This is a genomic window from Pseudomonas sp. A125, assembly GCF_055409485.1.
The window spans coordinates 41,297-67,148 of sequence record NZ_JBUZVP010000033.1 but is presented as its reverse complement, the minus strand read 5'-3'; the positions used below and the strand labels follow the sequence as shown (position 1 = coordinate 67,148).

The window sequence follows — 25,852 nt, the reverse complement described above, 5'->3', positions numbered from 1 at the left end:
GCTCACGTTGAATGGGGCTCTTTTTGCCCCGCGGGAAAGCCAGTGCTCAGAAACGTGACAGACATGGACCTGCGCTTGCTGCGCATCTTTTCCACCGTAGTTAAATGCGGCGGATTCACGGCGGCCCAGGCCGAGCTGAACATGAGCCAGTCGAATATCAGCACGCACATCTCAGGGCTTGAAAAGCGTCTGGGTTATCGGCTGTGCGAACGCGGCAAGGGCGGGTTCCGCCTGACCGAGAAAGGCCAGCGTATCCTCCAGGCATCATCGGTGTTGTTTGGCGCGGTGGATGCATTTCGCGACGAGGCCCAGGACTTGTCAGGGCGCCTGGTGGGCGATTTGTACCTGGGCCTGGCAGACAATATCGCGACCTTGCCCACGGCCTGTATTGATGCGGCCATCGCGCGGTTTTATCAGCGCGCGCACGATATGCACCTGCACATCTTCGTCAACTCGCCCACCGAACTGGAGTTGGCGGTGATTGATGGGCAACTGGACATGGCCATCTCGTACTTCAGCCGGCCGTTGCCAACCCTGGCTTACCAGCCGTTGTACACAGAAGCGATAGGTATTTTTTGCGGGGATCAACATCCGTTGTTTGAAGTGGATTCACCGAGCCTGGAACAGTTGCAGGCCAGCGACTGGATCACGCATGGATTCCTGCCCGCCAACCAGGTGCTGCCGGTGACGCCGCAGCGGGCATCCGCCACCGCCCACCATATGGAAGCGGTGGCCCATGGCGTATTGGCCGGGACGCACTTGGGGTATTTGCCGGGCCATTACGCCCGCCCGTGGCTGGAAAGCGGGAAGATGCGCGCGTTGCACCCCGAGACGCTGCATTACGCAGTGCAACACAGTTTGATCACGCACATCGGGCACCCGCAGAGCGAGGCCGTGCGGGCGTTTATCGACGACTTACGGGCGGAACACCACGTCTAGTTCGCCGTGTACGGCATTGCGAAAGATCTGGCTGTAGTCGCTGGCATCAAGGACACGGGCATTGGTGTCTGACGACGAAATATCGGCAACCGCCTGTTCGCCGACCCAGGGCGCGGCGTCGGCGTGCAGGCCGATTTCAGCCAGGGTGTGAGGGATGCCCAGGCGTTGACGCAGCGCCAGCACCCACGTCAGGAAACCATTGAAATCCGGCTGCGGCAATTCCAGGTAGCGCGCCAGGCGTGCGATGTCGGTGCTGACCACGTCGCGGTTGGCCACCAGCACGTAGGGCAACAGGATCGCATTCAACAGCCCGTGATGTTTGTGGTAGCGGGCACCCAGCGGATGGGCGAGGGCATGCACGCCTCCCAGGCCTTTTTGAAAGGCTACGGCGGCCATCGCGGAAGCCACCAGCATCCCTTCACGGGCAACCATGTCCTGGCCGTCCGCGTGGGCGTTGACCAGGTGCTGCTGGATCAGCCGCACACCTTCGACGGCAACGCCGGACGACATCGGGTGATACAGCGGCGAGCAAAAGGCTTCGATGTGGTGGGTGAGGGCGTCCATGCCGGTGGCTGCAGTCAGGGCGGGCGGCAGGCCCCGTGTGAGCTGCGGGTCGAGGATCACCGTGGCCGGGAGCAATTCGGGGTGGCTGATCACCTGCTTGATGTTCTGTTCGCTCAGGGTCAGCACCGCTTCGCGTCCCAGTTCCGACCCCGTGCCCGCCGTGGTCGGCAGGGCTATCAGGCGGGGCAGGTCCAGGCGCGGGAAATCCGCCAGGCTGGGGTAGCGGGTGATGACCCGGGACCATTCGAAACGCTCCAGGCCTTGCCGGTCGACGGCTGCCAGGCTGATGCCCTTGGCGGCATCCATGGCGCTGCCGCCGCCCAGTGCAATCAGCGAATCATGGCCGCCGGCCTGGAACGTTGCCACGCCCCGGGCTACGTCATCCAGGGTCGGGTTGCTGGTGATCTCGCTGAACACCGCGAACGGAATATCAGCCTGGCTCAGGTGGGCTTTCAACAACGCCAGCGGTTCAAGCGCGGTCATGCCGGGGTCGGTCACCAGCAACGGCTTGCGCATCCCGAGCAGTTTGCAGCGCTCGGCGACGACGTTCAGCGCACCTGGCCCGCAGAAAATGTCCGTGGGGTAATTCCAATAGTGAAGGGAAGACATTTGAAACTCCGTGTCAGTGCGTGCGCAAGTGAGGGGTGACGGTGCGTTGATAGGGCTTGGCCCAGAACATATAGATCAAGCCAAGAACCGCGAGGATCGAGAACACCAGAATCACCGCCCACACCTGGAACCATGGCGCACCCGGTGGCGCGAGGGATTCGCGTGGCCAGGCCACGTTGATGCTTTCGAACACCAGCCAGAAGAACGCCGCGAGATTGACTGCGATACCCCAGCGGCCGAGGCTGAAGGTGCCGGGTTCGGCTTTCCATGTGCCGTTCAGGCGGGCGAGCAGGGCGCACGTCACCACAATCAGAAACACCATGAAGAAGCCGCCACTGCCAAACGCGATCAGCGTGCCCACCGCCGTGGCATTCAAGCCCAGTGCCAGGCCAAAGCTGGCGAACAGCGTGCTGAAGACCATCGCGGCAAACGGCACTTTGCGTTTGTCCACCCGGCGCAGCAGGTTCGAGGCGGGCAGGATAGAGTCCCGCGCCATGCCGAATACGGCCCGGCCAATATAGGTTTGCACCGACACCACACAGGCGATGAACGCCACCAGCACCACGGCGACGAAGGGCCGCTCCGACCAGGCGCCAAACGCGTCGACGACGGCGGGCGTTACGGGGTCAACGACACTGCCCGAGACCATCGCGGCCGTGTCGGAGTAGGAGAGGGTGACCGCGAAGGCGGTGAGCATCACGGTCAACCCCACCAGGATCATCGAGCGCAAGATGGCCCGTGGCGTCGAGGTGCGGGCGTCGGCAGTTTCTTCCGACACTTGCGAGCACGCATCGAACCCCAGAAAGGCCCAGCCGCCGACCGCCATGGCGGTGAGGAAACCGGAGAAATACGTGCCGTCACTTGGCTGGGTGGCGCTCAGGCCTTCAAACACCAAAGAGAAGGAATGGTTGCGGAAAAACACCAACAGCAGCACACCAATGCCAATGGACGCGATGGCCTCGGCAACGATCCCTGCATTGACGAAATACTTCAGCGGGTTGATCCCGAACAGGTTGACCCCAAGGCCCAGCAGCAATAACACCGCACCGCTGAACACTTGGGCATTGGCTGCGGGTGGCTCGCCGGTGAAAAACAGCCACAACCAAAAACCGCCGAGGTAGGCCACGGTGGTCAGCGAGGCCAGCGCCGACGCCAAATACATGAACCCGGTAAACCAGGCCCAGCGGTCGCCGGCGAGGCGCTTGACCCATTGGTAACAACCGCCCGCCAGCGGGTATTGGGAGGCGAGTTCGGCATACACCAAGGCAACCAACAGCTGTAGCGCAAGGCACAGCGGCACGATCCAGACCCAGGAAGGGCCGGCGCTCATGGCGCCCAGGGACATCACTGAATAGATGCCGACCACCGGGGAAACTGTGGCGAATCCTACGGAAAACGAAGACCAGAGAGACAAGCCACGATGCAATTGTTGATCGTAGCCTTGGCTGTGGAGCAGGCGCTCATCAGCACTTTGATGCCCAGGTAGAAGGGACATGGGGATTCCTTGAGTCGGCAGACACATTATTTTTAGGATCGCCCTTGTGGTCAGGGCGTACCGACGACGCTGGCTCCTTCACGGGAAGGAGTGGTCGGAGCTTTAGAGGGTTGAAACATTCCTAAAAATCCATATGTGTTTAGGCTGACATTTGGATTTTTTGATGTTTGGTGGCGAGGCGAGGGAGGCTGAAAACACCTGAAGATGCTCAGGTATTTCATAAGCTATTGATTTAACTCAACTAAATATCCATTTAGTTGAGTTGGGAATTGATGGGCATCAAGGCTGGGCGAGGGTGGCTGCTCGGCGCTCACTGATGCGTTCAACCGCCACTATATGGTCGGTTCCCCATTGGCAAAGTGGACCCAAGGCCCTGGCCAGCGAATGTCCGAAAGGCGTCAGGGAGTATTCGACCTTTGGCGGGATCTCCTTGAAGTCGATGCGGTCGATGATTTCATCGCGCTCCAGCTCTTTCAATTGCTGGATCAGCACCTTGTCTGTCACGCCGCCCACGGCACGTCGCAACTCGCCATAACGGTGAACCCCTTGGGCCAGGTGATACAAGACCAGGGGTTTCCATTTACCGCCAATCACTGCCAGGGCGGCATCTAGCCCACAATTGAAGGTGCTATTGGACATATCTTTGCGCTCGGCCGGGTACTTACCAAAAGGTGCATACTATTCAAAACAATAGCGCGGGTCTACGCTTTGAGCCTCAACATTTATGGGAAGTACTCATGAACAGGCTCAACGGAAAAATTGCAGTCGTCACCGGTGGCAACAGCGGGATCGGTTTGGCCAGCGCCATACGCTTTGCGGCTGAAGGTGCACAGGTCGTTATCGTGGGACGTCGCCAGGAAGAACTGGACAAAGCGTTGGCCCTGATCGGGCATGAAGCGATCGCCATCCAGGGCGACATTTCAAATCTGCAGGACCTTGAGCGCGTATTCGCGCAGATCAAGACAGAGAAAGGCCGCGTTGATGTGTTGTTCGCCAATGCGGGCCTGGGGGATCTGGAACCTATCGGGTCGATCACCGAGGAATCGTTTGATCGCACATTTGGCGTGAACGTGAAAGGCACGCTGTTCACCGTGCAGAACGCGCTGCCATTGATGAGCGCCGGCGGCTCGATTGTGCTGACAGGTTCGACGACAGCCTCGATGGGCACCGCGGCGTTCAGTGTGTACAGCGCATCGAAAGGTGCACTGCGAAACTTTGCCAGAAGCTGGGCGCTGGACCTGCAAGGCACTGGCATACGGGTGAACGTACTTTCACCTGGGCCTACGACGACACCCGGTTTGGACAGAGCGTTGTCCGGCACTGGCCAGAAGGACGCGATTGTCGACTCAATGGTGACGCGAGTACCGTTGGGGCGTATGGGCCAGCCAGATGAAGTGGCGAATGCGGCGTTGTTCCTGGCGTCGGATGAGAGCAGCTTCATGACGGGCAGTGAGATGTTTGTGGATGGGGGTTACGCTCAGGTGTGATTGAGCTTCGTCGACCAAATCGGGACAGGCTGGTTTGGCCGATGAAAAGCCTGGTGTGCTGGTTGAAATCTGGCTGGCACTGCCCCTGATGACCTGCCATATGATTACGCATAATGTATATTATGTTAAATTGAAGATCACAGCGTAGATGTGGGACTACGTGCTTGAGACTGCGGAGGCAATGGCTTCAGCTGAACCACTTCGACATGAACGTACCCTCTTCATCCTGGCTACTCTTTTTGCCATGTATCTCCGGATCTCTGATCTGGTAGGCCGATCGAACTGGGAGCCTTGCATGGGAGATTTTCGCCAAGACCCTGAAGGCAACTGGTGGTACCACGTGATCGGAAAAGGCAACAAGCCAGGAAAAATTGCAGTGCGGGACGAGTACGTTGACCGATATCTCAAACGTTACCGCGTTTTTCTCGGTCTGTCCCACCTGGCGACTGATGACGAGCGAACCCTCTACTTACGACGTTGGATGGCCGAGCGGGCTTGTCCGGACGACAAGTACGCACCCTCCTCCAATCCGTTTTTGACAATGCTCTTGCTAAGATGAAGGGAGAAGAACGCGAGGCGTACGAGATGAACAGCCTCCGGTCAGCCTCAGCTCACTGGCTCAGACACACGTCGGCAACCTTCGACGCTCCATTTCGCAAGGCTAAAGACCTACAGCTAGATCTTCGTCATAGCAACCTGAGTACAACCCAATTGGAGGATTTCCAGAACGCATTGGAGCAGTTCACTCAGTTGTCGAAGACGAAGCCAGACAACCATCGCGATGAACCCTTAAGGCCTCAATAGCCTAGCTTACGGGGCGTCATTTTTATCGCTATCAGGCCCACTACACGCCTCATGCTAAACAGATGTGACGCTCTACAAGGCCTCAGAGCGCTGCCATCCCACCGTCCACAAAGTAGTTATGCATGGTCAACCAGCGCCCCTGGTCAGAGACGAGAAACGCGATCATGTCCGCCACTTCCTGCGTGGTACCGAGACGACGAAGTGGCACCTGCTCGACCATAGCCTGTACATCCATATCCATCGCATCCAAGATAACCTTACGAAACGCATCGCCGCCCGGTGAAGAGATCGGGCCGGGAGTCACCACATTGACCCGAATTCCGTAGGGTGCAAGTTCATTACCCAAGCCCAAACTGTAGGTATTCAGCGCGGCCTTAGCAGACAAGTAGTGAAGCATGGCGCCGGGTGCCGGCGTGGCACAGCCGGCGGACAGATTAATGATCACACCGAACTCGGAGCGTTTAAGTGTCGACAGTACCGCAGTGGTGAGTCGCACTGCCGCCATGAGGTTGATGTTCAGCGAATCCACCCACTGCCTATCCGTGATTGCTGAAGAGTCCGGAAGTTGCGGCTGACCAGCACCGGCGTTGTTAATCAGAATGTCGAGCCCGCCTAGCTCTCTCACCGCATGTTCAGCGGCAACCGTAACGCCGGATTCGCAGCTCAGGTCGACTTCAATAAATAACGCTTCTGCAGGCGTTTGAGGGTGACGCGAGCGGGCTAGGACTGCGACCTGCGCGCCGCCGTCGATCAAGCGCTGTGCAACAGCGGAGCCGATACCTCGTGAGCCGCCACTGACAATAGCTTTACGGCCCTCGAACAGAGATGCAGGGTGTTTGAGTGATGACATTGGCTGGCTTTCCTATTTGATTATGAATGCTGTGGTGAGCGCGTTCGTGGGTGCCAAGCTCAATCGTGCCGATGCAACTAGTGCCTTGTACGCCATCTGTGTAAATCATGGTGGCGTTATGTTAGTTGCTAAAGCCCGCACGCGGATTGTCACTTCGGTGGCGGCGCTGCTCTGCAGTGCAAAGAACGTGGGATTCGATGACCGGAACTTAGTCAGTCGGATACTCATGTCCGCTTTCAACGTTAGATGTTCCAACGCCGCAGCCCATCCAGTGAGCAGCCTGCCAGTTAGGGTAGAGCTGGAGACAAATGAGAACTGCAGTACTTCGGTTTATCGGGCTCGTTACGAAAAAACGTGCAGCCGCGATCGATTTCGCTTTGAATTATTTCGCAGCTGTTGGCTGCGTTGCACGGTGGGTATGTGGCAGGTGAGACGCTGATGCATCGGTGAACTAGTTCAGCCGCTTGTTTAGCGCCGAGCTGTTCGGCGCAGGACTGTTCGGCTGCACTCGTAGTGGATGCAGCAAACAGCAGATAAGCGAGGACAAGTATCTTTTTCATAGCTAGAGCCTATTGAGATTTATATGGATAGTCTGCGCAAGCCCCAGGGCGACGATTAACATTAACCATTAATAATATACTGCGTAGCTCTTTAGGCGATCGGTATATAGCCTCTATCGTGGACCGGCATAGAAGATCTTTCTGCTGGCAACCAGTACTCAATATTCGCTTGCCGCTTGAAGGGCTGTCTTATTTAAATACTGCTCACCGTCCCGCCAAAAGGCTTGTGTGAATTAGAACGCGCATTAACCGTCGTTCGATGGAAGCGCTGGATAATCTGTGTACCCTTTATCTGTGCCTCCTGCGTACAAAGTATCAGGGTCCGCTTCATTGAAAGGCCCTCCCTTGGCAAACCGGGCGGGCAAATCAGGATTAGCCAGAGCAAGGGAACCAAACGCTATGAGATCTGCGCGCCCAGATTGAATCTCTTCCTCGGCCGTTTCCCGGTTGTACCCCCCATTCGCAATGACCGTACCGGAAAAAAACCTGGCGTAGGTGGCCACGGTATCTTTCGGCCAGTCAGGAAACTCATCAAGAGGAAACAGGGGCTGCATCAATTGAAGGTACGCCAAAGGGAGCTTGTTCAGGGCCGTAATAAGATGTTCATAAAGCGCCTCAGGATCACTGTCGGTCATGCCGTTATACGTGTTGGAAGGCGACAGTTTGATACCCACACGCCGATCGCCCCAAACCTCAATCAACGCCTGCAACACCTCCAGCGTAAAGCGCACTCTATTAGCAATGCTGCCACCGTATGAGTCCGTACGCTGGTTAGCACCATCGACTAAAAATTGATTGGGCAAATAGCCGAAGGCCGCATGTAACTCGACACCATCGAAACCCGCCATTCGCGCATTCATAGCGGCATCTCTGTAATCACCTATCACCGCCCGTATCTCCTCAATGGTGAGTGCATGAGGCACCTCGAAATCCATCGGCCCATCACTGGTGAAGGACTTCTGCCCCTCGATCCTGATCGCACTGGGCGCGACACCAGACACACCTGCGCGAGCGCTCGAATGACCAGCTCGACCTGTATGCCAGAGTTGGGCGTAGATAAGACCTCCCTGAGAGTGCACCGCGGAGGTTACCTCGTGCCACCCTTCGATCTGGGCCATTGTGTAAATGCCAGGCGTATTCGGCACACCCACCGCCCCTTCTGAAATGTTGATTGCCTCAGAGACAATCAACCCCATCGATGAGCGTTGGGTGTAATAAAGGGCGGCCAGATCACCAGGAACGCCATCGGCTCGGGCACGACTGCGGGTCATGGGAGCCATAACCACTCGATTACTCAACGCCAGAGCGCCAAGCTGATACGACTCGAGAATTTTCAAGGTGTAGTCCTGTATTTATGGGGATTTGGGTCTGCAAAGAGATACCTGTAACTGACTCTGTCACCTTAACAACAGATACTTGGCATGAAGAGACTCGAAAACGTGGACAAACAGTCCCAAATTTGGAACGCTGGGTTATGTTCGAAATAAATGATCTACGTGCATTTATCCGCATAGCGGATTTAAAAAGTGTGTCGGCCGCCGCTAAATCCCTGGGAGCACCGAAGTCTTCGGTGAGTCGCTCAATGGCGCGCCTTGAAAATATGGCAGGTGCTGCACTTGTCGAGCGTTCGACACGGCATCTTCGGCTGACGGACGCAGGGAATTTGCTTTATCCACAAGCCTTGCAGATTCTTGAAAGCGTTGAGGTCGCGATGAGCACAATGGTTGCCCATGCGGGCGTGCCGAGTGGTGTGCTGCGGATTAATGCACCTAGCTCCTTTAGCCGATGCATTATTGCGCCCATGTTGCCATCTTTCCTGAAGCAATATCCCTCCATTCTGGTAGAGATAGTGGCAACAGATGAACGCATAAATATGCTTTCCGGAGAGTTCGATCTCACCATCCGCATAGGCGCGATGGCCGACTCACTGCTCGTCGCACGTCGTATCCGCTCAACTGAACTTTGGACGTGCGCGAGCCCTAGTTATTTGGCCGAGCGTGGTACGCCTCAAACCCTTGAGGATTTGTCCGATCACGACTTGATTGGTCGTCCTGACAAATTATTATCTTGGCTCTCCGGCGATAGCGCATTCGGCAAGTCAACCACAGACAATCCAGGGCGCGTTCGCACTCCGGGTACCGATATTGTTGAGAAAATTTTAATTCACGGCGGCGGCATTGGGCTGCTCCCTGACTACTTAGCCCTGCCAACCATTGCGCATGGCGAACTGGTTCGTCTATTTTCTGATCAGCCGCCTCTGAGTGTAGAGGTATATGCAGTCTATGCGGATCACCACAGTCTCTCGACCAAAGTACGGGCTTTCATCGACGCCCTGCTCTGCTCAATTGAAGCGCTCGACACCCTGGATGTTGATTCATTGTCTAGGCTCGGAATTTATGACTGAAGAGCTACTGTTGAGTCACCGCCCTCACAGACAATCCTCAAAGATCGCAACCGCCCGAACAAAACCTGCCGAGGCGTGTTTGATTTTATAGGGGAAACACGACACCTCGAAACCATGAGCAGGAAGTAAGTCGAGATTGGCCAGTTTTTCCATCTGCCCGTAGCCAATGTCGCGCCCAGCCTTGTGACCTTCCCAGATAAGAGAACTATCTCCAGTGGCAGCAAAACGCGCACGGGTATAGCTGAACGGTGCGTCCCAACTCCATGCGTCAGTTCCCACTACGCGTACCCCGCGCTCCAGCAGATAGAGCGTAGCCTCGCGGCCGATACCCACGCCGGCATCGAGGTAGCCCGGCTGCCCAAACAACGCGCCGGCACGGGTATTCACCAGCACGATGTCCAGCGGTTGCAGCACATATTCAATGCGCTTGAGCTCAGTTTCGATCTCTGCAGCGGTCACTACATGCCCATCAGGTAAATACCGAAAATCAAGCTTAACTCCGGGTCGCAAACACCAATCCAACGGCAGTTCGTCAATGCCATAGGCCGGCTTGCCACCATCGGTGGTGGAAGCATAGTGCCATGGTGCGTCCATGTGCGTGCCGCTATGGGTGGTTATGTTCAGGCGTTCGGCCGCCCAGGCTTCCTGGCCAGGCATGTCTTTGATGTTCAACCCGGGGAACATCGCCAACAGCTCATCGATACCGGCCTGGTGGTCCATGTAATCGATCTTCGGCAGCAACGGTGGCGGATCGGTGTAAGGATTGTTTTCGAGGGCGACGGACAGGTCCACCAGGCGACGATTACGTGTGCTCATGACAAGGCCTCCACTACGCGTTGGTCGATCGCACCGAACACCGACTGGCCCTCTGCGTCCAGCGCCTCGATGCGAATCCGGTCGCCAAAACTCATGAACCCCGTCAACGGTTTGCCCTGCTCGATCATCTCGATGGCGCGGCGCTCGCTGATGCACGCCGAGCCCACGGTGCGGTCGACATTGGACACGGTGCCCGACCCGATAATGGTCCCGGCCCGCAGGCGCCGAGTGCGCGCGGCGTGTGCGATCAGGTCGGCAAAGCTGAAGCTCATTTCCGCGCCGCTGGGCGAACCGAACCATGTCTGGTTCCAGCTCACGCTCAATGGCAGGCACACCCGCCCGTCGCGCCAGGCATTGCCGAGCGCATGCGGAGTGACAGCCACCGGCGAAAAACTCGATGAGGGCTTGGCCTGCAAAAAGCCGAAACCGGTGCTTACTTCATGCAGCAGAAACCCGCGCAGGCTCACGTCGTTGACCAGCAGCACAAGCCGTACGTATTGCAGCGCCTGGTCGACGGGGCAGCCCATTGGCACCTCGTCGACGATCACCGCGAATTCGCCCTCAAAATCAATGTTGTGGTTTACGTCCGGCAACCGCACATCGTCGCAAGGCCCGAGGAAGTCATCGCTGGCGCCTTGGTACATCAGCGGGATGCGTTGGTCTTTGATCGGCGCCAGATCGAAGGCTTTTTGCAACAGGTGCGCGTGATTGAGAAATGCCGAACCGTCACACCATTGGTAGGCGCGCGGCAGCGGTGCAGCGGCGAAAGCTGGATCAAAGGCAAACGCCTCGGGCGCGTTGCCCTGATTGAGTGCTTGATACTGCTGTCTCAACACCGGTTCGGCCAGAGCCCAGTTTTCCAGAGCCTGTTGTAAAGTTGCAAAGCGTTGCGCGATCACGGCGTGGCGCAAGTCCTGGGCGACCACTACCAACTGGCCGTCGCGCCGACCGTTTTTTAACGTAGCGAGTTTCATCATAGCCTCCTTCTAATGGGCAAACAGCGGTTGCATCAATGCAGCACCAAGTCATCGGCGACCTGAATCGGGTCTAGTAGGCGCCTGCCTGCAATGGCCGGAGCAATCAGCGACACCAACGCCGCCAGCAACAGCCCCCAGCCCAGCAGCGCTACCGCGCCAACTCGACCATCCGCCGCGCCAGACAGCGCCATCACCAATAACGGGCTGGCAAACTGACCGCCGAAAAAACCCGCGTTGAACAGGCCTGTACCCTTGCCTCGGTGCTCGATGCTCAAGGTCGACAGCGCCCAACTCAGCACCGTAGGTAACGCCAGGCCCCCGCCTAATCCGTTGACCATCACCGCGATGATGGCCGTGCGGTAATCCACCGCATTGGCCAGCATCAGGATGCCAGCGCCGGAGATCAGAAACCCCAGCGCAAGCAGCAAACCCGGCCCGAAGCGACTCAAGCGGCGGAACAGCAGCGCGCCGAGAAACACTGCCGAATGACCCAGGCCGATCGCCATGCCGATGCGTTGCGGCGAGTCGATGCCAATGTGTTCCAACAGGAAACCGGTTTGTACCGGCACGATAAAAAAGCCCAGCGCGACGAGGATCGTCATGCCACAAATCACCGAGAGCGAACGCAGCGGAAACTCACTGGTCTGTTGCGCTTGAACCACCGCACTGGCGCGGCGCAGAGGTTCGCTCAAGGCCAGATGCATCAGCGGCGCAAACACCAGGCCAACGATGTACAGCGCAAACGGCACGCGCCAGCCGTGCTCGCCGATAAGCCCGCCGAGCATGAAAAACGCGGTGGCCGAGAGCGACGTGACGATGGTCTGCCAGGAGAGCAATTGCATGCGCTTGCGGCCCTCGTAGTAGTCACCGATCAGCGCCGTGCAGCAGGTCATGATCGCCGCCTCCGCAAGCCCCAACCCGGCACGACTGAGCAGGATCACGTTGAGGTCATCCAGTAACAACGGCAGCGGCCCGCAGATGCCATACAACAGCATCGCCAAGACCAAAAGGCGCTTGCGCCCGATGCGGTCGGAGAGCCAGCCGGCGAACGGCGAAAACAGCGCGATCATCAGCGCCGGCAATGTCAGCACGATGGGCACCAGCAGCCCGACATTGGCCGTGCCGGCGAAGTGGTCGGCGATACGTGGCAACACCGGTGCAATCAACACGCCGCCCAGCACCGGCAGGCAACTGCCCAGCAACAACAATGCGCCAGAACCGCGCCGACGCGGCACGGGAGCGGCTTGCGAGAACTGACTCATGAGGCTTTTCCTGTTGTTGTTATCGAGTGTTCAGAAGAGACAACCGCTGCCCGCGCGGGTAGCAGGAAGTGCGCCAGGGCCGGCAGCAGCACCAGCGCGCCCACCATGTTCAGCACAAACATGAACGCCAGCAGAATGCCCATGTCGGCCTGGAACTTGATCGGCGAAAACGCCCAGGTGGCGACGCCGACTGCCAGGGTCACGCCGGTCAGCATCACCACTTTGCCCGTAAACAGCAGCGCCTGGTAATACGCCTGGGACAGGCTGTCCCCGGCCTTGCGTCGCGCCAGCACTATGCTCATTACATACAGCGCGTAATCCACGCCGATGCCTACGCCCAGCGCAATCACCGGCAGGGTCGCGACCTTGACGCCGATGCCCAGCCACACCATCAGCACTTCGCACAAAATAGAGGTGAGCATCAGCGGAAGAATCACGCAGACCACCGCCGCCACCGAACGGAAAGTCAGCAGGCACAGCACGATCACCGCGCCGTACACCCAATAGAGCATGTCGTGGTTGGCCTGCTTGACGACGATGTTGGTCGCGGCCTCGATTCCGGCATTGCCGGCGGCCAGCAAAAACTTCACATCCTGAGTGTCGTTGGCCTGGGCGAACGCTTGCACTTCGTCCACCAGACGCGTGAGCGTCACCGCCTTGTGGTCGCGTAGGTAGGCGTAGAGCGTGAGGGTGTTGCAGCTCTGATTGAACAGCTCGCGCGGCGCCCGCTCGGTGATCGAATTGAGCAGCGCCTGGTTCTGCGTCAGGTCGTACCACTTCGGGTTGCCTTCGCTCATGCCCACCAGCAGGCTGCGGTTGAGGCTGGCCAGCGAGGCAGTGGCCTCCACGCCCGGCAGTTGACGTAGGCGCCACTCCAGCGCATCCACGCGCATCAGGGTGGTGTAGTCGGAGCAGGTGCTCTCGGGCGTACGCACGATCACCGCGAATACATCGCTGCTGGCGCCGTAGTGCGCCACCATAAACCCGTTGTCGCGGTTGTAGCGTGAGTCGGCACGCAGCTCCGGCGCGCCGGCGTCGAGGTCGCCGACTTGCAGTTGCTGGCTGATCCACCAGCCACCACCGCCGAGCAATGCGCTGACGATCAATGTGACCGTCGCCCAACGGCGCTGCGTGAAGCGATCCAGAAACGCCCACAGCGTATGCTTTTGCCCGTGCCGGGCGGCCTCTTCACTGCGCAGGCTGCGGGTTGCAGCGCGGGCGCTGACCCCGCAATAGCTGAGTAGAATCGGCAGCAGGATGAGGTTGGTAAACACCAGTACCGCGACGCCGATGCTGGCGATCAACGCCAGGTCTTGAATGACCTTGATATCGATCAGCATCAACACGCCGAAGCCCACCGCATCGCACAACAACGCGGTGAGGCCGGCGAGGAACAGCCGCCGAAAGGTAAAACGCACCGCTACCTGGCGGTGCATGCCGCGCCCGATGTCTTGCATGATGCCGTTCATTTTCTGCGCGCCGTGGCTCATACCGATGGCCAACACCAGAAACGGCACCAGCACCGAATACGGGTCAAGCTCAAACCCGAGTAACGCCACCAAGCCCAGTTGCCACACCACGGCAACCAACGAACAGGCCATCACCAGCAAGGTGCTGCGCAGGCATCGGGTGAACACGTAGAGCATGAGAGTGGCGATCACGATCGCTGCGGCAAAAAACAGCAGCACCTGGCGCAAGCCCTCGATCAGGTCGCCCACCACTTTGACGAAACCGGTGATGTGCAGGGTCAGCCCCTGGGCCTGGAACTCGCTGCGCAGTTGTTCCAATTGTTGCGACAAGGCGCTGTAGTCCAGCGGCTTGCTGGTTTGCGTGTCGATGTCCATCAAGGGCACAAAGATCAGGCTGGAGTGGCCGTCGAGCGCGATGGTCTGGCCGATCTCACCCGAGCGCGCGGCGTTCAGGCGTACGGTTTCCAGGCTGTCGGGCGAGCCGTCGTAGTCGTCGGGGATCACCCGACCGCCCTCCACGCCCTCTTCGGTCACGGCCATCCAGCGCATGTTGGGGGTCCACAGCGACTTCATGAAGGGCCGGTCGACACCCGGTAACAGGAACACTTTGTCGTTGAGACGCGCCAGCAACTCCAGGTAGTGCGTGTCGTAGATCGAACCGCCCGGCGCTTCGACGGCGATGCGCACGGCGTTGCCCAGGCCAGTGAGTTCCTGTCGGTTGGCCAGGTAGTTGGCAATGTAGGGGTGCCCGGTGGGGATCATTTTTTCGAAGCTGGCGTTGAGCCCCAGGCGCGTGCCCGCGGCGCCCAGGCCGAGGGTCAGCAGCAGGCACAGCCACAGCACTAGCCCGCGATGGTTGAACAGCGCGCGCTCGACCAGCGAACCGGAACGACGGTCGAATGCCTTGAGATTCTGTAGCGCGGGATTACTCAGATCAGTCATTGCGCTTTCACCTGTTCCACGCGCTGGATGCCCCGAGCGCCTACCGTGATCCATTGGCCGTCTGCCGCCTGGGTAAATGACGCCACGGCGCTCGACTTCCCTTGCTCACGCAACGCAGCGCCCGGCGTGCAGAGCAGCAAATGGCCGCTTTGGTCGGCGAGCAGCACGCCCACGCCGCCCAGCGACCGCGCGGCCATCACACTGCTGTTGAACGGATTGCTCACGGCTTGCCAGTGCTCGCCTTGATCGCTGCTGCGCCAAACGTTGCCCTTCAAGCCGGCAACTAAAACCTCGCCGCCCGGAGCCAGGTCGATGGCAAAAAAACTGCCGTCATAGGGGAGGCTCAAGCGAGTGAAATTTGCGCCGCCGTCCGCCGATGTCCACAGGCTGCCCTGCTCGCCGGCGATGTAGATGCGCGAGCCCCGGGCAGCGATTGCGTACAGGTGATTGCCTGCCGGATTGGGCAGGCGGTCGACCCAGGAGTGCCAGGTGGCACCGCCGTCCGTGGTGTGCAGGATCAGGCCGAAAGCGCCCACCACGGTGCCTTCGAGCTCGTTGCTGAAGTTGACTGCCAGCCAGGGTTTGTCGGCGCCGTCGGCGACGAACCCTTGAGCAACTTTGAGCTGCAGCTGATTGCCCGCCGGCACCGCATCAAGCACTTGTTGCGCGGCGAGTTTGCCGTCCAGCTGAAGCGTCCAGTGCTCACCGGCATCGACGGTGTGCAGTACCACGCCCGCATGCCCGGCTGCCCAGCCTTGCAAGGCCGTCGCAAAGCTCACCGACGTGAGGCTCACGCTGGCAGGTACCGAGGCTTGGCGCCAATGTTGGCCGTTGTCGTCCGAGAGCAGAATCAGCCCTCGCTCGCCGACGGCCACCAGGCGGTTGCCGGCGCGGGTGATGTCGATCAGCACCGCTCGTTCCGGCGCGCTGACCTTGAGCGCCGGGCGCAGCAAAACATCGCTGACCGGCGCATCAGCGGCCTGGGTTGCCAGGCTCACACCGAGCATTCCCAGCGCCAGCCAGAACGGATAACCAGGCATCAACGCACACCATCGGCAGCCAGGCCGTCCGGGCTGAAATCACTGTCGGGGAACGGTGCGACGACGTCGTTGTGCACGCGTTTTTCGGTGACCACGTTGTGAGCCATCCACGCACCGGTCTGCAGGTCGTACTGGCCGTACAAACCACGCACCAACCCCGGCAATTGCGGCATCAGGTACGGCAGTTGAAAGTAGGTGCGCCACAGTTGGTGGTTGGCATCCCAGCTGTCGCCGAGTACGGCCATCCAGGTGTCTTCGTCTACGTAGAAGCGGCGCTTGGGCATGCTGTGGCGTTTGCCGGCGACCAGGTTGCCTTCAATCACCCACACGCGATGCAGTTCCCAGCGCATGTGGTCGGGGTTGAGGAAGCGTTCGCCGAGGATCGCGTCGTCTTTGGCCGGTGGCAGGATCTTGTTGCTGTTGTAGGGAATCAGCATTTCCTGCTTGCCGACTATCTTCCAGTCATAGCGGTCGAGCGGGCCGGTGAACACCGAGACCTCGTCGAAGTTGGCCACGCCGGAACTGGTGGGCGTGGGCGTGTCGTAAGACGACACCGGCAGCTTGCGCACACGACGCTGACCGGCCAGGTAGACCCAGGATTGCGGCCCGCCGTTGGCGTAATCCAGCGGTTCACGGCCCAGCAAGGCTTCACCGGCACGTTGCGGCGGGCCGAGGTTGACCAGGCGTGTCATCCAGTACACCCCTTTGTATTCGGGTTTACCGTCCTGGAAGTAATACGGCATCTCGCGCTGCGCCTGTACTGTGGCTGACAGAATGCGCTGGCCGCTGGCGGTGATCACGTACACGTTGTAGTCGTTCCTCCAGGCCACGCCGCGCCAGCTCAGGTGATGGTTCCAGATCACTTCGGCGCCGGTGGTCGGAATCGGGAACGGTATGCCGCCACTGGCGCCTTCCAGCGTGTTGCCCTCATGGGTGAGGTGCGCGGCCGTGGCGTTTTTCAGGGTGTTGTCGTAGACCCATTGCGGCGCGGCGGCGGTGCGCCGGCTCGGGTACACGTCGATGCGGTAGGTCGGGTATTTGGCGAACAACGCTTTTTGCCCGTCGCTGAGTTTGTCGGCGTACTGCGCCACGTTTTGCGGGGTGACCGAGTACAGCGGCTTGTCACTGGCAAAGTAGTCCGGCAGGCGCGGGCCCGGGTTGATGCCAGCCGGAACCTGGGCAAAACCCTTGTCCCATGCGGGAATACTGCCATCGGCGTTACCGGCGCGCTCGGCGCCCAACGGCGTCAGCGTGGACTTGAGTTGCTGGGCCTGGGCATCAGTTGCAGCCCAGCCTGCGGGCGCAACAGCCACCAACAGACCTGCAAGCATCAACGGTTGGAATTTCATGAAACGCACCTCTATTTATTGTTGTTGTGCAGCCACGGTCAAAATGATCGCTGGACGGTGAAGGCGATAAAGTCGCGGTCCTTGAGCGGTTGCCCATAGGTGTTGGCGTTGTGGCTATCGAGGAAGTTGTCGCTGCCGCCGATGTAGTGCGTGTAGTTGAGGCCGGCCTTCCAGGTTTGCAGGTATTCAAGCTGCAGGCCGATGCTCAGATCGCCGCCTTTGTCGCCCACGCCGTTGTTGAATTTGCTGATCACCGACGAGCGCCCTTTCGGGTTGTAGCCCAGCCCCAGCGGCACACTCAGGTCGACGCCGGGGTACACCTGGAAGAAGTTGGGGGTGAAGCTCATGCGCAGTCCCCAGGCATCGCGCTCGCTGTTGGGGTCGAGCGCGGCAGCGTTTTTGGTGATGCTGGTACGCCGGTGCCAGGCCACTTCACCCGCCAGGCTGGCGGAATCCCAAATGCCGTTGCTGTTGAACGAGTAGAGGCTGGAGAGCTGGGCATGCAGCGAGTTGCCCACGGCGTACAAGGCATGGCTGTCGTTGTCTCCCAGGCCCGTCGGGTTAGCCTGGGACACGCTCACCAGCGGCGTATTGCGCCGTACCGAGACTTCACCGGCAACGTTGGCATCGCCCACCGAGGTGCTGAAGCTGGCGCCAAATGCGCGAATCCCTTCGGCGTACACCAATTGGTATTCGCCCAGTTGACCGGTCAACGGGTTGGGGCCGCCCGGATTGGCGCGGGTATAAACCATCGGGTCCTTGGCGTGGTAGCGGATCGCATAGAGGCCAAAATCGGTGTTCCAGTCTTCAGGCGAAAACCGCAGCGACAGACCGTACTGGCCCTTGTCGTCCGCCTTGATGTCCTTGCCGTGGAAGAACGCCAGCGGTTGTTGGTTGGGGCCGATCGGGCCACCCACGATCAAGCGTTCACCGCCCTCGCCCACCACATCCGAGGTGGAAAAATAACTGCCTACCGCGGGGATGCGGTTCTCTTCCCACGCAAACTGGTAGTACGCCGCCACCGAGACGTTCGGCCGCAACTGGACCTGCCCGGAGAATTGATTGACCGGGCGAATCAGTTCCTTGAACGGCGTATTGGGCACCGAGGTGGCCTTGATGATGTCCACCGGGGCCTGCCCACCCGCAATGCCATTGGCCCCGAAAAACAGGCTTTCGCCCCACAACACGGTGTGCCGGCCCAGGCGGAAGCTGGTGGGCAGCTCGCCGACGTTGCCCTTGCCGAAGACAAACGCATCGAGGATCTCGGCATTGCTGCCGTGCAGCTTGCGGGTGTCGTCCGTGAAGTGGTCATAGCGCACTGAGCGCTGATTGGCGGTGGCCGGGGAGTCGTTATCGTTGCCGCCTTCGTACACGCTGTCATACCAACCGGCCGCACTCACGCGGGCGCCGAAGTTGTTATAGCGCGCATCAAATTCAGACAGGATATTCAGCCTGTTGGAGATCAGGCCCTTGTTGAAGTTACGGTCACTGTCGTCCTGGTTGACTGTGTTGACGAGCTTGCTGTCCCGGTCTTTGACACGCCAGGCAGCGTTGTACTTGAGGGTGTTGTCCCACCGCAGGCGCAGGTCGGAGTCACCAGTGTCGATTTCAAAAGCGCCCGCGTGAGGCAGGCAGCCAACTGCGGCCAGCGCAGTAGCCAGGGCCGCCGCTTGGCGGCTACTCATAGGTATCCGTCTCATCTGTACCAACCTCTGACTTGTTATTTTTGTCTTGAAAGGTCTGTTGCGAAGCTGCGCTCCTGCAGGCTCTGGATCAATCATAGGGACGGTCAAACAATCCGAACAATCGATTATCGGGATGCCATCCATCCATAAAAAGTGATACAACGCACCACGCTCACCTAGAGGCAAGACCATGCGTTTTCATCACCTGGATTTAAACTTGCTGGTGGTGCTCGATACGCTGCTTACCGAGCAGAACATCACCCGCGCCGCCGCGCGCCTGAACGTCAGCCAGTCGGCGGCCAGCGGCCTGCTCGGGCGCCTGCGCGATTATTTCGATGATGAGTTGCTGGTGCAGGTGGGGCGCAAGATGTTGCCGACGCCACTCGCCCAAGGCCTGGCCGAGCCGGTGCGGCGGGTGTTGCTGGACATTCAGTCGACCATCGTCAACAAGCCCGAATTCGACCCGCTGACCTGCAAGCGGCACTTCAAGCTGATTGCCACCGACTTTGTGACCACGGTGATTCTCGGCCCGCTGGCGCAGCGCCTGCAGCAACGCGCGCCGTACATCACGCTGGACATCCAACACGCCTCCGATCACTACAACCAGATGCTTACCCAGGGCGAAGTGGACTTTGTGATCATGCCGGACCAGTACTTGTCCGACCTGCATGCCAAGGAGTTGTTATTTGAGGACGACTACCAGTGTGTAGTCTGGGCGCAAAACAGCCAGGTGGGTGAGCACCTGAGCCTGGAAGGGTATTTGAAGCTGGGCCATATCGCGGTCAACTTCGGCAGCGCCCGCGAACCAAGCTTCAGCGAAAAAATCCTGCAGGGCTACGGCCAGGCCCGTCGTGTGGAGCTGACTACCAGCAGCTTCAACACCGTGCCTCACCTGTTGGTGGGCACTCAGCGGGTGGCGGTGATACCCCGCAGCCTGGCGACCCTGTACGGCGACTTTTTGTCATTGCGCGCACTGACGCCGCCGTTTGAACTGCCGCTGCTACGCGAGTTCACCCTGTGGAACAAGGTGCTCGACAGTGACCCGGCCCATCGTTGGATGCGTAATATGCTTCAAGAGTCAGCTACGGAATACACGCTGCGCACGTCTTTACCTTAAATTGAGTTCAATGACGCTGAACGGCCACCACCGGTATTGCCGGGTTTAATGGCTGCAAAGCAGTTGAATCTATGGCTATCGCAAAAACCGTGGCAAAAGCTTTGTGGCGACGGAACGACACAAGCCCCAAAAAACTTCGTTTACCGCCGCCAATCTCAACGCTTGCTATGGCGCCGACAAGTACCGCAAATCCAAAGGTAATAACGTGCTCGGAATGTTCTGATAGCTGACCGGCCGCAGGAATCTGCGGATAGCCATGGTGCCCACTGATGTGGCGCCAAAGTTGGTCGACGCCGGATACGGCCCGCCATGCACCATCGCCTCGCTCACCTCGACCCCCGTCGGGAAACCATTGGCCAGGATGCGCCCAGCCTTGCGCTCCAGAATCGGCAGCAGGCGCCGGACTTCATCGGTATCGGCCGCATCCATATGGAGGGTGCAGGTCAGTTGCCCCTCAAGCGAACGCGCCACCTGCAATAACTCATCAACATTCGCCACGGTCACAACCAGGCCAAGCGGGCCAAACACTTCGTGCCCGAGTGAGGCATTGGCCAGCCATTCGCGGCCCGTTGTGGCAAACAGATAGGGCGTTGCCTGGCGCAGCTCACAGGTGGTGGTCAGCACCTCGCGCACACCGACCGACTCCGCCAGCCGATCACGCCCGGCCCGATAGGCCGCGGCAATTCCCTCGGTAAGCATGACTTGCGCGCCCACCGGTCCCAGCGCCTGTACTACCGCCCGGATAAACGCAGTGGCCTCCTCGCCCTCGACCAGCACGGCAACCCCCGGGTTGGTGCAGAACTGCCCGGCGCCCTGGGTCAGCGAACCGGCCCAGCCCCTGGCAATCTCCAACCCACGTTCGCGTAAGGCGTGAGGCATCAGAAACATCGGGTTCACCGAGCCCAACTCACCATAAAACGCAATCGGCTCAAAGCGCTTGGCGCACAGGTCGAACAGCGCCCGGCCTGCGGCAAGCGAACCGGTAAAGCCGACCGCCTTGATCAGCGGATGCTGCACCAGGCGCTGCCCCACCGCCCGGGAGCCTCCGTGGACAAGGCTGAACACGCCTGGGTGAACCGCACATTTTTCAATCGCAGCGTGAATCGCTTCGGCCACGATCTCACTCGTCCCCGGGTGCGCCTCGTGCCCCTTGACCACCACCGGGCAACCGGCGGCCAGCGCAGAGGCTACGTCACCTCCCGCAGTGGAGAACGCAAGGGGGAAGTTCGACGCCCCAAACACCGCTACAGGCCCGAGGGGACGCTGCATCAATCGAATGTCCGGACGCGGCAGCGGCTGACGATCCGGCAGTGGCACGTCATGCCGGCGGTCGAGGTAATCGCCCGCCAGAATATGCGCGGCAAACAGCCGAAGTTGCCCTACGGTGCGCCCACGTTCGCCCTGGAGCCGTGCCTCGGGCAAGCCGGTTTCCAGTGAACCGATGGCGGTGATCGTCTCGGCGCGCGCCTCGATTTCATCGGCAATCGTATTCAGAAACGTCGCCCGCGCTTCCCGCGTCGAGTAGCCAAAACTCCAGAAAGCCTCCTCGGCCGCTTCACAGGCCCGGTTCACCAGTTCGACGCTACCGGCCGAAAAGTCACTGGCCGGGCCGTGGGTAGGCGCGTTGGAAAAGGTCGTGTCGGTCGCGACCCACTGCCCCGCGATAAGGTGCTTGCCGTGCGCAGTAAAAGACATTGGCGTTTCCTGAAATGGGTTGAGTTAACCGAAATAACGCACGCGGATGGCGTCGATGGCGACCGCGATAAAAATCATCACGCCACCTATCATGCCGACGTAGAACGAAGGCACATTCACAATGGCCAGGCCGACCTGGATGACCGTCAGCAGTAACACACCGCCCAGTACCCCCTTCACGTTGCCGCGCCCGCCAAACACACTGACGCCGCCGATAATCGGCGCCGCAATGGCATAAAGCAGGTAGCTGGAGCCTTGGCTCGACGTAATCGCCATCTGCCAGGAGGCCAGCAGAAAGCCTGCCAGCGCGGCCAAAAAGCCTGAAATGGTGTAAGTGATGATCTTCACCCGGTCCACGCGAATACCGGCGGAGTTCGACGCAATCGGGTTACCGCCCACCGCGTAGATCGAACGGCCCAGCACCGTGCGCCGCAGCACGACGCCCATCACCACCAGCGCCAGCAGAAACACCACCGGCATCAGCGGCCAGCCATCAATCGTCACCTGGCCGATCCAGATATAACCGTCGGCCATGTTGGTCAACGTGGTGCCCTGGGTCAGGGCCAGCAAGGCACCTTGCAAAATGATCATCATCGCCAGGGTTTCAATCAGCGAGACCATCTTCAGGCGAGTAATGCACAACCCGTTGAAGAACCCGATCAAGGTGCCCACCAGCAGGCCGATGGCCACGGCCAGGTACCACGGCAAACCCCAGCTGGAGTAGGCCAGTGCCCCCACCGCCGAGGAAAATCCGGCATTGGCCGGGATCGACAGGTCGATTTCCGCCACCAGCAGCGGCAACGCTACCGCTAACCCCAGGGTGCCCAGCACCGTGGCCTGCACCATCACGTTCTGCAGGTTGAACAGGGTGAAGAAGAACTCGTTGAAGGCACCGAACAGGGCCACCAGCGCGATCAGCCAAATCCACACCACATTGTGTAAAACCCAGCCCAATACAGCGGGGCCGTTGACTTTGGTCGCGGCAGGCGACACCCGGTTGACAGGCCTGGCGATAGTTTCCATTTCGGCGTCTCCACTCTTATTCTTTTTCAACTGCTGGATCCTTGTACGGATGCGCGAATGCGCTCGACGGTGATGTCCTCTCCCGTCAATGTTTCCTTGATCGTGCCTTGGTCGAAGATGCACACCCGGTCCACCGCGCGTACCAGTTCATCGGTGTCGCTGGAGACGATGATCACCGCTACGCCGGCATCGCTGAGTGCGTCGATGATGCGCAGCACGTCCTGTTTCACCCCCATGTCGATGCCTCGGGTCGGCTCGTCGACCATCAGCAAGCGTGGCCGAGTGGCAAGCACCCGGCCCAGGCAGACCTTCTGCTGGTTGCCGCCGCTGAGGGTGTTGACCGAGTAATCCGGGTTGGGCGACTTGACCCCCATCGCCGTAAAATAGTGATCGATCACCGAGGTTTCAGCCTGGGTGTCGATGAAACCCAGCCGGGTCCGTGCGCCCAGTGAGGACATGGCGATATTGCTGCCGATCGACATCTGCCCTACCGCCCCGTCCTTGCGCCGATCATCGGAGAGGTAGGCGATGCCCGCCGCGAAGGCGTCGCTGGGAGACCTGGGCAACGGCCGCACGGCCTCGCCATTGATCGAAAGCGTGCCCATCGACGGGTGCAGCCCGAAGATCGCACGGGCCATTTCCTTGGCACCCGCGCCCGGGAGGCCGGTGAACCCCACCACTTCGCCGGGGGCAATATCGAGGCGTTCCAACGCCAGGCATTTGCCCCGCACACCGCGCAACGAAACCGCCGGGGCCTTGCCGTCATGGTCACGGCGCTTGCGCTGGAACAACGCCACGCCGTGGCCAATCACCAATTCGGTGAGCTGCTCGGAGGTCAACGCGGTGAGGTCATCGCGCGTGCCGGCCAGGCTGCCGTCACGCAACACGGTGACCGCGTCGCAGATCTCGAGAATTTCGTCGTTGTAGTGGGAAATGAAGATGAAGGTCACGCCTTCGCTTTTCAGGCGCAGCATGAATTCGAACAGCTGTCGCCGGTCGACCACCGTCAACGACGCCGTTGGTTCGTCGAGAATGATGACCTTGCCCCCGGAAAACATCGCCCGCAGGATGTTCAGCTTGCGCCGCGCCACCGCGTCGAGGCTGCCGGCCAGGGACCGGGGGTCGATGCCCGAACCATCGAGCATCCGCGCCGCATCGGCCCCCAACTGTTTCCAGTCGATCAGCCCGTTACGGGTCGGCCAGATGCCCAGCATCAGGTTTTCTGCCGCCGTCAGGTTGCCGATGATCATCGGCTCCTGGGTCACCAGAAACACCCCGGCCTGCTCCATCGCCTTGACGTCCACCTGTTTGAGCACACGCCCATCCAGCAGGATCTGCCCGGAGGTTGGGATGACCTGGCCCGAGATGATCCCGACCAGCGTGGACTTGCCCGCGCCGTTTTCGCCCAGCAGCCCATGGATCGAGCCGCGACGAATCTGCGTGGACACCCCCCGCAAGGCGTGCACCGGGCCATAGCTTTTGGCGACGTTATCGATCGCAAGAATCGTGTCGGCGGGCGTTGGGTGTAAGGTCATTTTATTGTTCTCACCATCACCATGTCGCAGAAACATCGCAGCAGAGGTTCACTCTGCAACGACAGCCCATCACTTGGAGGACACACCCCACACTTTCTCGGCGACGTAGCCCCAGTGGCGTTTGTCGTCGGCGTTTTCCGGGGTGATCAGGAACGCCGGAATAATCAGCGCAGGACCGGTCTTGCTCTGCACAATTTCACCGGTCTCCCAGAAGTAATCCTTGTTCTGGTAGGTGCCCAGGGGAACGGCCTCGCCCTTGAGCGCGTGCTTGGTGATCATCTCGACGGCAATCTGGCCGTAAGCCACTGGGTCCTGGGACACGCACCCGTCCATGTAGCGGTCCTTGATCCACTCAAGGGCTGCCGGCTCGCCATCGATGTTGATGAAAATGACATGGCCTTTTTCACCGATTTTCTTCCAGCGGTCTTTCTGTTTCAGGGCCGCGACGATACCGCGCGAAGGTGAGTCCGAAGGGGCATGCACCGCGTCCAGGTCGGGGAATTCCGAGAGGGTGGACAGCGTTACCGATTGCATTTTGTCCAACTGGCCTTCGGTCGGCCGGGCCAGGTATTTGATCTCTGGGTACTTGGCAAATACCGAGTCCATACCTTCCTTGCGCAGGCGCCAGGCCACCGACGCCAGGGCGCCGAAACAGTTGAGAACCGTGCCTTTGGGGCTGCCGTATTTGTCCACCAGGCGCTTGACGATTTCTTCGGCGGCCATCACGCCACCCTTGAAGTTATCGAAGCTGACGGTGATCGCCACATCGCCGCCGTCGGCCGGGGTATCAATGATGCCCACCGGAATCTTGCGTTGGTTGTAGCGCTTGATCGCCGAAACAATCGCCTGGCTGTCGATGGGGTCACTGATGATCGCCGTCGGCTGGGACAGCATCAGGCTCTGCCACTGCCCCAGCTGGGTGGTGGTGTCGAAGCTGGCGTTGGTCGCCTGGAATTTTCCGGAAAGTGCCTGCACGGCTCGCTTGACTGACTCCTCCTGGATCACGAAGAAGTAGTAGTCCAAACTCTTGTTGGAGTAGGCAATCGACAGTGGCGTCGCTGCAAAGGCGCTGCGCCCAAGCATCGCGCCCAACCCAAGGACTACACCGCCAGCCAGCACGTTACGGCGGCTTACGTTTGATAGATCGACTTTTTTCATGGAAGTATCTCCGACTTATTATTGTAGGTTTAATACTGTCTTTCGCCTTCTTTCACGCAGGTGCAGCCTTGC

The 25,852-nt window shown here is 59.7% G+C and carries 20 protein-coding genes and 1 pseudogene; 5 read left to right on the top strand and 16 right to left on the bottom strand.

Annotated features, from left to right (window positions below):
- Positions 1-42 precede the first annotated feature (42 nt).
- On the top strand, positions 43-939 hold the full coding sequence (locus tag ACZRN6_RS30950; protein WP_464009624.1) for a LysR family transcriptional regulator: 897 nt from the start codon (positions 43-45) through the stop codon (positions 937-939).
- Here the strand turns inward: ACZRN6_RS30950 and ACZRN6_RS30945 are convergent.
- The 3 genes from ACZRN6_RS30945 to ACZRN6_RS30935 form a co-directional block, all read right to left on the bottom strand.
- Positions 916-2,112, bottom strand: a complete 1,197-nt coding sequence (locus ACZRN6_RS30945) for an iron-containing alcohol dehydrogenase (protein ID WP_464009623.1) — start codon at positions 2,110-2,112, stop codon at positions 916-918. The genes ACZRN6_RS30950 and ACZRN6_RS30945 overlap by 24 nt on opposite strands.
- A 13-nt stretch (positions 2,113-2,125) precedes the next feature.
- Entirely contained in the window at positions 2,126-3,607 is a 1,482-nt protein-coding gene (locus tag ACZRN6_RS30940) for an APC family permease (protein WP_464009622.1), read from the bottom strand.
- Positions 3,608-3,886: 279 nt separating this feature from the next.
- A complete protein-coding gene (locus ACZRN6_RS30935) occupies positions 3,887-4,246 on the bottom strand; it encodes a winged helix-turn-helix transcriptional regulator (RefSeq protein WP_464009621.1) in 360 nt (119 codons plus the stop codon).
- 98 nt (positions 4,247-4,344) lie between these two features.
- Between ACZRN6_RS30935 and ACZRN6_RS30930 the strand changes: the two genes are divergently transcribed.
- A complete protein-coding gene (locus tag ACZRN6_RS30930; protein ID WP_322145225.1) occupies positions 4,345-5,094 on the top strand; it encodes an SDR family NAD(P)-dependent oxidoreductase in 750 nt (249 codons plus the stop codon).
- Between the two features lie 151 nt (positions 5,095-5,245).
- Positions 5,246-5,898 (top strand): annotated as a pseudogene (locus ACZRN6_RS30925) (hypothetical protein); the annotation flags it as partial.
- An 82-nt stretch (positions 5,899-5,980) separates the two neighbouring features.
- Here ACZRN6_RS30925 and ACZRN6_RS30920 read toward each other — a convergent pair.
- Both ACZRN6_RS30920 and ACZRN6_RS30915 read right to left on the bottom strand, forming a co-directional pair.
- Positions 5,981-6,748 carry an oxidoreductase gene (locus ACZRN6_RS30920; protein WP_322145161.1) on the bottom strand — a complete coding sequence of 256 codons (768 nt, stop codon included), beginning with the start codon at positions 6,746-6,748 and terminating at the stop codon, positions 5,981-5,983.
- An 805-nt stretch (positions 6,749-7,553) separates the two neighbouring features.
- Positions 7,554-8,645: an alkene reductase gene (locus tag ACZRN6_RS30915; RefSeq protein WP_322145160.1), complete on the bottom strand. Its 1,092-nt coding sequence runs from the start codon at positions 8,643-8,645 to the stop codon at positions 7,554-7,556.
- 137 nt (positions 8,646-8,782) lie between these two features.
- On the opposite strand from ACZRN6_RS30915, the gene ACZRN6_RS30910 reads away from it, so the two are divergent.
- A complete protein-coding gene (locus ACZRN6_RS30910; protein ID WP_464009620.1) occupies positions 8,783-9,712 on the top strand; it encodes a LysR family transcriptional regulator in 930 nt (309 codons plus the stop codon).
- Positions 9,713-9,736: 24 nt separating this feature from the next.
- Here ACZRN6_RS30910 and ACZRN6_RS30905 read toward each other — a convergent pair whose 3' ends face one another.
- Genes ACZRN6_RS30905 through ACZRN6_RS30875 form a run of 7 tightly spaced genes read right to left on the bottom strand, consistent with a single transcriptional unit; the run spans position 9,737 to position 19,252 of the window.
- Positions 9,737-10,528 (bottom strand): cyclase family protein, encoded by a 792-nt coding sequence (locus ACZRN6_RS30905; RefSeq protein WP_322145158.1) that lies wholly within the window; start codon positions 10,526-10,528, stop codon positions 9,737-9,739.
- Positions 10,525-11,502, bottom strand: coding sequence for a fumarylacetoacetate hydrolase family protein (locus ACZRN6_RS30900; RefSeq protein ID WP_464009619.1), 978 nt, complete (start codon positions 11,500-11,502; stop codon positions 10,525-10,527). Before ACZRN6_RS30900 ends, ACZRN6_RS30905 begins: the two co-directional genes overlap by 4 nt.
- A gap of 35 nt (positions 11,503-11,537) precedes the next feature.
- Positions 11,538-12,767: an MFS transporter gene (locus ACZRN6_RS30895; RefSeq protein ID WP_464009618.1), complete on the bottom strand. Its 1,230-nt coding sequence runs from the start codon at positions 12,765-12,767 to the stop codon at positions 11,538-11,540.
- Positions 12,764-15,178 carry an efflux RND transporter permease subunit gene (locus ACZRN6_RS30890; protein ID WP_464009617.1) on the bottom strand — a complete coding sequence of 805 codons (2,415 nt, stop codon included), beginning with the start codon at positions 15,176-15,178 and terminating at the stop codon, positions 12,764-12,766. The genes ACZRN6_RS30895 and ACZRN6_RS30890 overlap by 4 nt, the downstream gene beginning before the upstream one ends.
- Complete coding sequence (locus ACZRN6_RS30885) at positions 15,175-16,218, bottom strand: WD40/YVTN/BNR-like repeat-containing protein (RefSeq protein ID WP_464009616.1); 1,044 nt, start codon at positions 16,216-16,218, stop codon at positions 15,175-15,177. Before ACZRN6_RS30885 ends, ACZRN6_RS30890 begins: the two co-directional genes overlap by 4 nt.
- Positions 16,218-17,567, bottom strand: coding sequence for a DUF1329 domain-containing protein (locus tag ACZRN6_RS30880; RefSeq protein WP_464009615.1), 1,350 nt, complete (start codon positions 17,565-17,567; stop codon positions 16,218-16,220). Before ACZRN6_RS30880 ends, ACZRN6_RS30885 begins: the two co-directional genes overlap by 1 nt.
- 38 nt (positions 17,568-17,605) lie before the next feature.
- Positions 17,606-19,252, bottom strand: coding sequence for a DUF1302 domain-containing protein (locus ACZRN6_RS30875; RefSeq protein ID WP_464009614.1), 1,647 nt, complete (start codon positions 19,250-19,252; stop codon positions 17,606-17,608).
- Between the two features lie 190 nt (positions 19,253-19,442).
- Here ACZRN6_RS30875 and ACZRN6_RS30870 point away from each other — a divergent pair, with 190 nt between their 5' ends.
- Complete coding sequence (locus ACZRN6_RS30870; RefSeq protein WP_322145151.1) at positions 19,443-20,369, top strand: LysR family transcriptional regulator; 927 nt, start codon at positions 19,443-19,445, stop codon at positions 20,367-20,369.
- Between the two features lie 165 nt (positions 20,370-20,534).
- Here ACZRN6_RS30870 and ACZRN6_RS30865 read toward each other — a convergent pair whose 3' ends face one another.
- The 4 genes from ACZRN6_RS30865 to ACZRN6_RS30850 all read right to left on the bottom strand — a co-directional run bounded on the left by ACZRN6_RS30865 (position 20,535) and on the right by ACZRN6_RS30850 (position 25,780).
- The gene (locus tag ACZRN6_RS30865) at positions 20,535-22,064 is read right to left on the bottom strand and encodes an aldehyde dehydrogenase (NADP(+)) (RefSeq protein WP_464009613.1); all 1,530 of its coding nucleotides are present in this window, start codon (positions 22,062-22,064) and stop codon (positions 20,535-20,537) included.
- Between the two features lie 24 nt (positions 22,065-22,088).
- Positions 22,089-23,087, bottom strand: a complete 999-nt coding sequence (locus ACZRN6_RS30860; RefSeq protein WP_322145149.1) for an ABC transporter permease — start codon at positions 23,085-23,087, stop codon at positions 22,089-22,091.
- A gap of 26 nt (positions 23,088-23,113) precedes the next feature.
- On the bottom strand, positions 23,114-24,622 hold the full coding sequence (locus ACZRN6_RS30855) for a sugar ABC transporter ATP-binding protein (RefSeq protein WP_464009612.1): 1,509 nt from the start codon (positions 24,620-24,622) through the stop codon (positions 23,114-23,116).
- Positions 24,623-24,691: 69 nt separating this feature from the next.
- The gene (locus tag ACZRN6_RS30850; protein WP_322145147.1) at positions 24,692-25,780 is read right to left on the bottom strand and encodes a sugar ABC transporter substrate-binding protein; all 1,089 of its coding nucleotides are present in this window, start codon (positions 25,778-25,780) and stop codon (positions 24,692-24,694) included.
- Positions 25,781-25,852 lie beyond the last annotated feature (72 nt).

Coding starts and splice junctions, on each gene's coding strand:
- ACZRN6_RS30945 (WP_464009623.1), bottom strand. CDS start 2,112: ATGTCTTCCCTTCACTATTGGAATTACCCCACGGACATTTTCTGCGGG.
- ACZRN6_RS30940 (WP_464009622.1), bottom strand. CDS start 3,607: ATGTCCCTTCTACCTGGGCATCAAAGTGCTGATGAGCGCCTGCTCCAC.
- ACZRN6_RS30935 (WP_464009621.1), bottom strand. CDS start 4,246: ATGTCCAATAGCACCTTCAATTGTGGGCTAGATGCCGCCCTGGCAGTG.
- ACZRN6_RS30930 (WP_322145225.1), top strand. CDS start 4,345: ATGAACAGGCTCAACGGAAAAATTGCAGTCGTCACCGGTGGCAACAGC.
- ACZRN6_RS30920 (WP_322145161.1), bottom strand. CDS start 6,748: ATGTCATCACTCAAACACCCTGCATCTCTGTTCGAGGGCCGTAAAGCT.
- ACZRN6_RS30910 (WP_464009620.1), top strand. CDS start 8,783: ATGTTCGAAATAAATGATCTACGTGCATTTATCCGCATAGCGGATTTA.
- ACZRN6_RS30905 (WP_322145158.1), bottom strand. CDS start 10,528: ATGAGCACACGTAATCGTCGCCTGGTGGACCTGTCCGTCGCCCTCGAA.
- ACZRN6_RS30900 (WP_464009619.1), bottom strand. CDS start 11,502: ATGAAACTCGCTACGTTAAAAAACGGTCGGCGCGACGGCCAGTTGGTA.
- ACZRN6_RS30895 (WP_464009618.1), bottom strand. CDS start 12,767: ATGAGTCAGTTCTCGCAAGCCGCTCCCGTGCCGCGTCGGCGCGGTTCT.
- ACZRN6_RS30890 (WP_464009617.1), bottom strand. CDS start 15,178: ATGACTGATCTGAGTAATCCCGCGCTACAGAATCTCAAGGCATTCGAC.
- ACZRN6_RS30885 (WP_464009616.1), bottom strand. CDS start 16,218: ATGCCTGGTTATCCGTTCTGGCTGGCGCTGGGAATGCTCGGTGTGAGC.
- ACZRN6_RS30880 (WP_464009615.1), bottom strand. CDS start 17,567: ATGAAATTCCAACCGTTGATGCTTGCAGGTCTGTTGGTGGCTGTTGCG.
- ACZRN6_RS30875 (WP_464009614.1), bottom strand. CDS start 19,252: ATGAGTAGCCGCCAAGCGGCGGCCCTGGCTACTGCGCTGGCCGCAGTT.
- ACZRN6_RS30870 (WP_322145151.1), top strand. CDS start 19,443: ATGCGTTTTCATCACCTGGATTTAAACTTGCTGGTGGTGCTCGATACG.
- ACZRN6_RS30865 (WP_464009613.1), bottom strand. CDS start 22,064: ATGTCTTTTACTGCGCACGGCAAGCACCTTATCGCGGGGCAGTGGGTC.
- ACZRN6_RS30860 (WP_322145149.1), bottom strand. CDS start 23,087: ATGGAAACTATCGCCAGGCCTGTCAACCGGGTGTCGCCTGCCGCGACC.
- ACZRN6_RS30855 (WP_464009612.1), bottom strand. CDS start 24,622: ATGACCTTACACCCAACGCCCGCCGACACGATTCTTGCGATCGATAAC.
- ACZRN6_RS30850 (WP_322145147.1), bottom strand. CDS start 25,780: ATGAAAAAAGTCGATCTATCAAACGTAAGCCGCCGTAACGTGCTGGCT.